This is a genomic window from Streptomyces sp. NPDC046831, assembly GCF_040645305.1.
In the GTDB taxonomy this organism is placed as follows: Bacteria; Actinomycetota; Actinomycetes; order Streptomycetales; family Streptomycetaceae; genus Streptomyces.
The window spans coordinates 26,010-34,753 of sequence record NZ_JBEYXZ010000007.1 but is presented as its reverse complement, the minus strand read 5'-3'; the positions used below and the strand labels follow the sequence as shown (position 1 = coordinate 34,753).

At 75.9% G+C, this 8,744-nt stretch carries 5 protein-coding genes; 1 reads left to right on the top strand and 4 read right to left on the bottom strand.

Translation table 11 applies throughout. The annotated features are described in order from the left end of the window. Positions 1-392: 392 nt before the first annotated feature. From ABZ920_RS09050 to ABZ920_RS09035, 4 genes are all read right to left on the bottom strand, one after another. Positions 393-1,226, bottom strand: a complete 834-nt coding sequence (locus ABZ920_RS09050; protein ID WP_361500532.1) for a hypothetical protein — start codon at positions 1,224-1,226, stop codon at positions 393-395. A gap of 884 nt (positions 1,227-2,110) precedes the next feature. Then, on the bottom strand, positions 2,111-3,274 hold the full coding sequence (locus ABZ920_RS09045; protein WP_361500530.1) for a VWA domain-containing protein: 1,164 nt from the start codon (positions 3,272-3,274) through the stop codon (positions 2,111-2,113). Positions 3,275-3,429: 155 nt separating this feature from the next. Beyond that, on the bottom strand, positions 3,430-5,847 hold the full coding sequence (locus tag ABZ920_RS09040; RefSeq protein WP_361500527.1) for a DUF5682 family protein: 2,418 nt from the start codon (positions 5,845-5,847) through the stop codon (positions 3,430-3,432). A gap of 60 nt (positions 5,848-5,907) precedes the next feature. Continuing rightward, on the bottom strand, positions 5,908-7,083 hold the full coding sequence (locus ABZ920_RS09035) for an AAA family ATPase (RefSeq protein WP_361500524.1): 1,176 nt from the start codon (positions 7,081-7,083) through the stop codon (positions 5,908-5,910). Positions 7,084-7,215: 132 nt separating this feature from the next. Between ABZ920_RS09035 and ABZ920_RS09030 the strand changes: the two genes are divergently transcribed. After that, complete coding sequence (locus ABZ920_RS09030; RefSeq protein ID WP_361500521.1) at positions 7,216-8,574, top strand: SWIM zinc finger family protein; 1,359 nt, start codon at positions 7,216-7,218, stop codon at positions 8,572-8,574. Positions 8,575-8,744 lie beyond the last annotated feature (170 nt).

Sequence of the window (8,744 nt, the reverse complement as noted above, 5' to 3'; positions counted from 1 at the left end):
CCCAAAGGGCCGCCCTGCAGGCCGAGCACGGTGACACCCAAAGGGCCGCCATGCAGGCCGAGCACGGTGACACCCAAAGGGCCGCCATGCAGGCCGAGCACGGTGACACCCAAAGGGCCGCCATGCAGGCCGGGCACGGAGACGCCCGAGGAGCCGCGGTGGAGGTCCAGCACGGCGATCCAGCGGGCGGCAGCCGTAGGGATCGGGGTGCCTGCCCCGGCGACGCAGGAGGAAGTCGCGCGCACTGTCAGGGGGTGCGGCCGGCGGGGGCAACCCCTTCGACGGCATCCGTGCGGCATCCGTTCGGCATCCGCACGGAGCCACGCGGCGCGCGTGCGGACGGCTGGGCAGGCCTGTTTCCCCCGCGGAGGGCGCGGGGGACGGCGGTGGTGCTAGCCGGGGAAGACGGGGATGTCCCGGTACGTGTCCCGGGTCCCGGCCGCGTCCTCGGACGCGGCGGCGCCGGGCACCAGCGGCAGCGGGGCCCGGGCGGTCAGGTTGACGGCGTGCGCGTCGCCGGGCCGGGACGTGCCGCCGTCGGCCGTCGACTGGCCGGCCAGCGCGCCGTCCGTGTCACCGGGCGCCCGGTGCGAGGGGGCGGGGCCGCCGGCGGCGGTGCGCCGGGCCGGGCTGTGCGCGGCCGCGTCCGCGACGAGGACCCCGCTGTTGAGGCGCGGCCCGAAGGCGACCGCTCCCGTGGTGCGCGCCGGGGTGCCGCCCTGCCCGCCGGCGGCGGGACCGGCGGAGGGCGCGGACGGCGCGACGGCGCCCGGCTGTGGCGTCCCGGGCGCCGGTGTGTGAGGCACCGGCAGCACCTGGCCGGGCAGCTCGGGAACATCAGGCAGTCCGGACGCGTCGGCCGGCAGTTCGGGGGGAGTGGGCAGGTCCGGCACTGACGGCGAGGAAGGCGACGTCGGTACACCCGGCAGGCCGGGGAGACCCGGCAGCGAGGGCGTGTCGGCGCCGGCCTCGGCCAGCCCCTCGACCACGCTGTCGACCAGGTCCCCGACCGGGCGCAGGATGTGCGTGCCGGCGGCCCCGACGACCGAGTCCGTCACCGGGCGGAGCACCTGACCGGCGACCGAGTCGGTCACCGGGCGCAGCACCTGACCGGCGACCGAGTCGGTAACCGGGCGCAGCACCTGACCGGCGGACGGCTGCGGCAGGAGGTCCGTGGCGGACGAGCCGGCGGCGGAGGAACCGTTGCCGGTGGACGCCGGCTCCATGGCCGCTTCCGTCGCCCATGCACCCGCGGGCGTAGAAGTGCCCGTCCCCGTGGGCGTAGAGGCACCCGTCCCCGCGGACGCCGAGGTGGCCGTCCCCGCGGGCGTCGATATGCCCGTGCGCGCGGACGTAGAGGTGCCCGTGCTCGCGGGCACGCAGAGGTGCCGGTCACCCGCGGACGGTGAGACAGGCATACCGCTCGCGGGAGCGGCCCTGCCACTCGCGGACGGCGAGCCGGCCGCGGCGTCCCCGCACATCAGTGCGTCGGCGTAGCCCACGGATGCCCACCTGCCCGCGCCGCTCGCGGCCCCGGCCAGCGGGCTCTCACCCTCGCCGCTTCGGGCGAAGCCGCTCCCGGCGGCGCCCCTGTGCGGGCGGTCCGCCGCACCCGGTGCTCCGTGAGGCCGGCGCCGGGCCGGACCGTTCACGCCCTGTTCGGCCATGCCGTCGGCCGACGGCCGCAGACCGTACGCCGCAGCGGGCGCGGTGGCCGCGCCGTCCGCAGGGTGCGCCGCTCGTCCGGCGGCCTGCGCCCGCTCCCCGCCGAGGAGGCCGAGCAGGAACAAGGCGCCCAGCAGCAGCCCCATACGCAGCGCACGCCGCCCGGCCACCGTGCGCGGGACGCGCAGGGCGGCGCCGGGCAGGGCTGCTGGCCAGATCAAGACGGGGCGGTTCCTCCCGTGCGGCGGACAACTGACGGGTCGCTACGACGCGGTAGGGGGCGGACGGCACGCTGCGCGCCGCCGGCAGGGCGTCGATCCTCGCACGCGACTCCCGAGGTTGCGCAAGCCCCGCGTTACCGATGGGTAGTCATGTCCGTTTTGGTGGCCGGGTGGCTGCATCCGGTTCACGCACCGTCAGCGGGCATGGGCCTCCCCTCCGTCCGTCAGGCGGCGTCCGGTACGGGCAGGGGCCGCTTCTCGATCGCCGCCGCCATCACCTCCGGGAACAGGTCGGGTGTGCAGGCGAACGCCGGTGCGCCGAGCGCCGCCAGCGCGGCCGCGTGCTCGCGGTCGTAGGCGGGCGCTCCCTCGTCCGACAGCGCGAGCAGCGTCACGAACTGGACTCCCGACGCCTTCATCGCCGCCACCCGCTTGAGCATCTCGTTCCGTATGCCGCCCTCGTACAGGTCGCTGATCAGCACCACCACCGTGTCGGCGGGGCGGGTGATCTGCGACTGGCAGTACGCCAGCGCGCGGTTGATGTCCGTGCCGCCGCCGAGCTGGGTGCCGAAGAGGACGTCGACCGGGTCGTCGAGCTGGTCGGTGAGGTCGACGACCGCCGTGTCGAAGACGACCAGCCGCGTGCTGATGGACCGCATGGACGCCAGCACCGCGCCGAACACCGACGCGTACACGACGGACGCCGCCATCGACCCCGACTGGTCGATGCAGAGGACGACCTCCTTCTTCACGGACTGGGACGCGCGCCCGTAGCCGATGAGCCGTTCCGGCACGATCGTGCGGTACTCGGGCAGGTAGTGCTTGAGGTTGGCCGCGATCGTCCGGTTCCAGTCGATGTCGTGGTGGCGGGGCCGGCTGATGCGGGCGCTGCGGTCGAGTGCGCCGGTGAGGGTGGCCCGGGTGCGGGTGGCCAGCCGCTTCTCCAGGTCCTCGACGACCTTGCGTACGACGGCCCGAGCCGTCTCCTTCGTCGTCTCCGGCATCGCCTTGTTCAGCGACAGCAGCGTGCCGACGAGGTGCACGTCCGCCTCCACCGCCTCCAGCATCTCCGGCTCCAGCAGAAGCGCGGACAGCCCCAGCCGGTCGATGGCGTCCCGCTGCATGACCTGCACGACGGACGACGGGAAGTACGTCCGGATGTCCCCGAGCCACCGCGCCACCGAGGGTGCCGAGGCGCCGAGCCCCGCCGAACGCTCCCGTCCCGTCCTCGGTGCGCCGCCCTTGCCGTACAGCGCGGCGAGCGCCCCGTCCATCGCGGCGTCCCGGCCCGAGAGCGGGCATCCGGTGCCGTCCGCCGCGCCACCGCCGAGCACCAGCCGCCAGCGGCGGAGGCGCTCCTGCGCCGCATCGTCGAGTTCCCTGCTCACGCGCCCGCTCCCGTCCCGCACTCCGCCACCACTGTCTCCCGCGCCCCGGCCCGCACGTTCCGCGCCCCGGCCCGCGGGTCCGTCCCGCCGGTGTTCCCCTGCCGCGCGGCGTCCGAGGCCGCCGACCCGCCCATGGCCCCTGTCCGCGCCCGTCATCACGCCGCCCCCGTCAGTTCGCCGACGACCGGCTCGCCGGGCTCGTCGAGGCCCAGCAGCAGCCGCACCACCGGCAGCACGGCGTCCGCCCGCTCCTCGTCGAGGTCCGCGGCGAACCCGGGCACGCCGGCCATCGCGGCCCCGGTTCCGCGCGCCGGGCCCGGACCGCGCCGGACCAGCTCGCCGAGGGTTCTGCGCACTCCGGGCTCGTACGCCGAGAAGGTGCGCCGCAGCAGCGGCAGCACGTCCGTGAACGCCTCGGCCGGCACGCCGGTCAGCCAGGTGTCGACCAGTCCCAGCAGCCGCTCGTCGTGGACGAGCAGCAGGCCGCCCCCGCCGCCGACGAAGCCCTCGATCCAGGCGGCCGCGTCCGCCGGCGGCGTGCCCGGCGACAGCACCAGACCCATGAGCCGCGCCGCCTCGTCCGGCCCGAGTTCGCCGTCGTCCAGCAGGAGCCGCACCGAGCGCCCCCGGATGACACCGGGCACCGTGTCCCGCCCCGACAGCACGCGCAGCACGGAGTGCCAGCGGCCGCGCAGGTCGCCGTGCGCGGCGGCGGGGGTGTCGTCCAGCAGGCCCACCGCTCCGTGGACGGCGTCGACGTGGCGCCGCATCTCCTCGGCCGCGTCCGCGTCGAGCGCGGAGCACGCCGGGGGCAGGCCGACGAAGACGCGTTCGGCCAGGCCGGCGGCAACCTCCGCGAGGGCCTGCGTGTCCGTGCCGCGTACGTCGCCGTAGCGCAGCGAGCGGACCAGGGCCGGCAGGGCCTGGGCGAGGTGTCCGACGTCCGCGTCGAGCGCGGCCCGGTCGGCCAGTACCCGCATCACTACCGGCAGCGCCTCCGGCAGGTCGGCGAGCAGGCAGTGCTCGGCGAGCGCGGTGACCTCGCCGAGGGCCTGGGCGGCGAGGGCGTCCGCCTCCGCCTTGGCGGTCGCGGCACCGAGCACGGTGGTCCCCCACACGCCGGCCTCGGCGATCCGCACCGACAGCTCGGGCTCCCAGCGCAGCCGCCAGGTCTCCCGGAAGGTGCCCGTGCTGCCCCGCGAGGCGGTGGGCTCGCCCCAGCCGACGCCGAGCAGCCGCAGCCGGTGCAGCAGTCTGCTGCGCCCTGCGTCGTTCTCCTTGCGCAGGTCGAGCTCGATCTCCTTCTCCAGCGCCTCCGGCGTGAGCCGCAGCCGGCGCTGGAGCCGGGCGAGGTCCCGCTGCAGGGGCACCGCGGGCGCCGACTCGGGGACCTGCCCCAGCACGTCGCCGACGACGAGCCGGTCCCGCACGAGCGCGAGCGGCACGTCGGAACCGTCGCACATCACCGCGCGGACGGCGTCCGTCGTCTCGCTCAGCCCCGGCAGCGGCCGGCCGCGCATCGCGGCGAGCGTCCCGGCCAGCCGCACCGCCTCGATGACGTGCGCGGAGGACACGATCCGGTCCTCCTCCCGCAGCAGCCCGGCCACCTTGGTCAGCCACCGCTCCACGGGCCGGTCCGGCACGGAGAACAGATGGGCGTACCAGCCCGGCGAGTCGATGCCCGCGCCGTAGCCGCCGGCCCGGGACAGCCTGCGGTGCGTCCACGGCACCCACGTCATGTCCGCCTTGACCTTGGGCAGCCCCTTGAGCAGCGCCCGGTCGGCGGTGACGGAGGCCTTCCGGCGCAGCGCGGGCACGTGCCAGGCCCCGCACACCACGGCGACGCCGTCCCCGAACTCCCGCTGCGCGGCCCGTATCTGAAGTCGCATGTACGCCTCGCGCACGAGGTCGCGGTCGTGTCCTCCGCTTCCGTAGGTCTCCCGCAGCGCACCCATGGCTTCCTCGAGCGCGAGGAACGGGGCGAGGGCGTCGGAAGCCCCCGCGCCCCGGTGCTCGACGACGTCCTCCCACCAGCGCTCCGGGTCGTCGTACCCGGCTGCCCCGGCGAGCACGGCGAGCGGGTCGACGCGCAGTTCTCCGGCGGGCGGGTGCTCCGTGGTCCCCTCCTCCCCGGAGCTCCCCTCCCCCGCTTCCGCGGGGGCGCCGGTGCCCGGCTCCCCGGGCGGCCCGGCATCCTGGCCGCTGCCGGCTCCTTCCCACGCCAGCGTGTGCGTGGCCGGCAGGTCGATGAAGCGGACCGGCACGTCGTGCCGCAGGGCCCAGCGCAGGGCGACCCACTCCGGGGAGAAGTCGGCCAGCGGCCAGAACGCCGAGCGGCCGGGCTCGTCCACGGCGTGGGCGAGGAGCGCGACCGGCGGCCGCATGCCCTCGTCCGCGGCGAGCGGGACGAGCGCGTCGGCCTCCGGCGGGCCCTCGATCAGCACGGTGCGCGGCCGCACCGCCTCCAGCGCGGCCCGCACCGCCCGCGCGGAGCCGGGACCGTGGTGCCGCACTCCGAGCAGCAGCGGCTGTCCGCCGCGCTGCCGGGCGCCGCCCCTGTCACTTCCCGCCACACCGTCCCCCTCGTCCGCCGGTCCAGCTGGGATCGCCGTTGCCGTGTCGCCGGTCGCCGGTCACGCGCTCACCTCCCGGCAGGCCCGGTAGAAGTCCTTCCAGCCGTCGCGCTCGCGGACCACCGTCTCCAGGTACTCCTGCCAGATGACGCGGTCGGCCGCCGGGTCGCGCACGACCGCGCCGAGGATGCCCGCGGCCACGTCGCCGGCCCGCAGCACGCCGTCGCCGAAGTGGGCCGCGAGCGCGAGGCCGTTGGTGACGACGGAGATCGCCTCGGCGGTCGACAGGGTGCCGCTGGGCGACTTCAGCTTCGTGCGGCCGTCGGTGGTGACGCCGTCGCGCAGTTCGCGGAAGACGGTCACGACGCGCCGGATCTCGTCGATGCCCTCGGGCACGGCCGGCAGGTCGAGGGAGCGGCCGATCTGGTCGACACGGCGGGAGACGATGTCGACCTCGGCCTCGGGCGACTCCGGCAGCGGCAGCACCACCGTGTTGAAGCGCCGGCGCAGCGCGCTGGACAGGTCGTTGACCCCGCGGTCGCGGTCGTTGGCGGTGGCGATCAGGTTGAAGCCACGGACCGCCTGGACCTCCTCGCCCAGCTCCGGTATCGGCAGGGTCTTCTCCGACAGGATCGTGATGAGGGTGTCCTGCACGTCGGCCGGGATACGGGTCAGCTCCTCGACCCGGGCCGTCATGCCCTCCGCCATGGCCCGCATCACCGGGCTGGGCACGAGGGCGTCGCGGCTGGGGCCGTGGGCGAGCAGCTGCGCGTAGTTCCACCCGTAGCGGATCGCCTCCTCCGGAGTGCCCGCGGTGCCCTGCACCAGCAGTGTCGAGTCGCCGCTGACCGCCGCGGCCAGGTGCTCGGACACCCATGTCTTGGCCGTGCCGGGCACGCCGAGCAGGAGCAGGGCACGGTCGGTCGCGAGGGTCGTGACGGCGACCTCGACGATGCGGCGCGGGCCCACGTACTTCGGCGTGACGACCGTGCCGTCGGGGAGCGTGCCGCCGAGGAGGTAGGTCGCCACGGCCCACGGCGACAGCTTCCAGCGTGCGGGCCGCGGGCGGTCGTCCTGCGCCGCCAGGGCGGCGAGTTCGGCGGCGAAGGCGTCCTCGGCGTGCGGCCGCAACGCGTCCGGTCCGCCCGCCTCCGTGGCGGAAGGAGCGTCCGCGTTCGCGGGCGCGGGGTGGTGCTGACTCGGTTCGACGGATGTCGGGTCGACGGACACAGACATGGCTGAGGCCCCCTCCAGCTCGGCCGGTTCGGATCTGTCACCACCGTGCACCACGGCACTGACAACGCGCTCCCACCTGCGCGAATGCGATGGCTGGCCCGATTGTCAGTGGGGGGACCTACCGTCGACGACATGACTCAGCAGGGGGTGCGCTGGAGCGCGGACCAGGTGCTGGCGCTGGCGCCTGACGCCGCGTCACGCAAAGCGGGAAGCAAACTCGGAGCGGCCGGGCCGTGGTCCGAGGCGGGCAGTTCCGACGAGGGGGCGGTGTGGGGGCTGTGCAAGGGCAGCGGCAGCCGGCCGTACCAGACGGTCGTCGACATCGCGGACCCTTCGGGGCCCGCGTACAAGTGCACGTGTCCGAGCCGTAAGTTCCCGTGCAAGCACGCGCTGGGGCTGCTGCTCCTGTGGGCCGGCGGCGACGCCGCGGTGCCTTCGGCCGCGCAGCCACCGGACTGGGCCGCACAGTGGGTGACCGGCCGGCGTACACGCGCGGAGGGCAGGCCGGGGGCGAGCGCGGCGGGTGCCGCGCCGGGCGCCGCCGACCCGGAGGCGGCGCGACGCCGTGCGGAGCGGCGGGCGGAACGGGTGACCGCCGGTGTGACGGAGCTGGAGCAGCGGCTGGCCGACCTGCTGCGGGGCGGTCTGGCCGAGGCCGAGCGGTCGGGCTACGGGCTCTGGGAGGAGACGGCGGCCCGCATGGTCGACGCGCAGGCGCCGGGCCTGGCGGCGCGGGTGCGCGAGCTGGGGGCGATCCCGTCGTCGGGCCCGGGCTGGCCGGTTCGCCTGCTGGAGGAGTGCGCGCTGCTCCACCTGCTGGACCAGGGCTGGCTGCGGCGTGAACGGCTCCCGGAGGGCCTCGGGGCGGCGGTCCGCTCCAGGGTCGGTCTGCCCGCCGCCGCGGAGGGCCCGCCGGTGCGGGACCGCTGGCTCGTCCTCGCGCAGTACGACACCGCCGACGCGAAGCTGACCACGCGGAGGATCTGGCTGCACGGCGCCGGCTCCGGCCGTACGGCGCTGGTCCTCTCCTACGGCGCCGGTGGCCGTGCCCCGGAGACGGTGCTGCCCGTGGGCCTGGCCCTGGACGCGGAGGTGTCCGCCTATCCGGGCACCGGGCAGCACCGTGTGGCCCTGGGCGAGCAGTTCGCGGCCCCCGCCCCCACGGACATACGTCCGCCCGGGGTGACGACGGCGCAGGCGGCGGCCCGCTACGGAGCGGCCCTGCGGGAGGACCCGTGGCTGGAGTCGGTCCCGGTGACGCTGGACCGGGTCGTGCCCGCACCGGACGGCGACGCCTGGCAGCTCGCCGACGCCGGGACCGACACCGCGCTGCCCCTCGCCCCGGGCTCCCGCACCAGCGCCGGCCTGTGGCGGCTGGTCGCGCTGTCGGGCGGCGCCCCGGTCAAGGTCTTCGGTGAGTGCGGCCACCGCGGGTTCACTCCGCTGACCGCGTGGCCGGAGGGCCCGGGGGACGCCGTGACGCTGCGCTGAACAGGTGAAGACGCTGCGTGCCACACCCCTCACACACCGTGCCCACCGCATCACCAGTGGTCCCGCCCACCGCCGCGACCAGCGCGAACGTCCGCCCGGTCACCGCACGCGGCGACCACGCCGACCGCACCGACAGCACTGCCCTTTCTGTCCCGATCCGCGCATTTGTT

Coding starts and splice junctions, on each gene's coding strand:
- ABZ920_RS09050 (WP_361500532.1), bottom strand. CDS start 1,226: ATGGAGCCGGCGTCCACCGGCAACGGTTCCTCCGCCGCCGGCTCGTCC.
- ABZ920_RS09035 (WP_361500524.1), bottom strand. CDS start 7,083: ATGTCTGTGTCCGTCGACCCGACATCCGTCGAACCGAGTCAGCACCAC.
- ABZ920_RS09030 (WP_361500521.1), top strand. CDS start 7,216: ATGACTCAGCAGGGGGTGCGCTGGAGCGCGGACCAGGTGCTGGCGCTG.